We start from the raw sequence: 887 nt of genomic DNA, 5'->3' as shown, positions 1-887 counted from the left end.
CCAGGCTCGCGCTCGCACCCGTGGAGACCCCCGTCGGCGCGTGGACGGCTCTGCTGTGTGTGCCGGCCGGCGTACTGCTGCTGCGGGCCGGCCGGCGTGCGCGGTTCGAGCCGCCCGACCCGGAGCAGGCACGGGAGTCCGCCACCCTGCCCGTCCCGACACCCGCCGAGGAGGCGGTCCGATGAGTCTCACGCTGACCCCGCTGCGGAGTCCGCACACCCGCCTGCTGCTGCTGGCCCTGCTGCTGGTCGCGGTGGCGGTCTGCGGGGTGCTGGCCGGGCGGGCGCTGACCCCCGCGGCGGTGGTCGACGTGCTAACCGGTGGCGGGGACCGCACCGATCGGCACGTGCTGTTCCAACTGCGCCTGCCCCGCGTGCTGGTGGCGCTCGGAGCGGGCGCCTGCCTGGGCGTCGCCGGACTCGTCCTCCAGTCGGCGCTGCGCAACCCGCTCGCCGGGCCGGAGGTCACCGGCGTGACCCCCGGCGCGGTGCTCGGAGCCGTCACCGCCACCGGACTCGGCCTGACCGGCTGGGACTCCCCGGCGGCCGTGGTGGTCGCCGCCACGCTCGGCGGCTTCACCGGCGCGGGCCTGCTGTGGGTGATGGCGGGTCGGGAGCGGTCCGGCAGCGGCGACCCGGCGGGCATCGCCGTCCACGGGGTGCTGGTGTCGGCGGTGCTGGGCGGTCTCACGGCGATGATGCTGCTGGTGGCTCCGGGCCAACTGGGCAGCGTCGTGCAGTGGTTGGTGGGCAGCACCGAGGGACGGGTGTGGGAGCACTGGCACCTGCTCTGGCCGTGGGCCCTGGTGTGGGGGACGGCCGCGTGGCTGCTGGCCGGGCCGCTGACGCTGCTGCGCTGCGGCGACGAGCAGGCCGCCGCGGCCGGCC

General features: G+C 77.0%; 1 protein-coding gene and 1 pseudogene. Both read left to right on the top strand.

Going from position 1 to position 887, the window contains the following annotated elements; all coding sequences use genetic code 11:
- Positions 1-185, top strand: a pseudogene (locus tag ACYVE9_RS28680) (iron ABC transporter permease); the annotation flags it as partial.
- Positions 182-887, top strand: a 706-nt coding sequence (locus ACYVE9_RS28675; RefSeq protein ID WP_461030803.1) for a FecCD family ABC transporter permease, incomplete at its 3' end; no start/stop codon positions are given. The pseudogene ACYVE9_RS28680 and the gene ACYVE9_RS28675, both read left to right, overlap by 4 nt.

It is taken from the genome of Streptomyces sparsus (genome assembly GCF_054776295.1).
The sequence above is the reverse complement of the archived record's forward strand: the minus strand, read 5'-3'. Positions and strand labels throughout refer to the sequence as shown.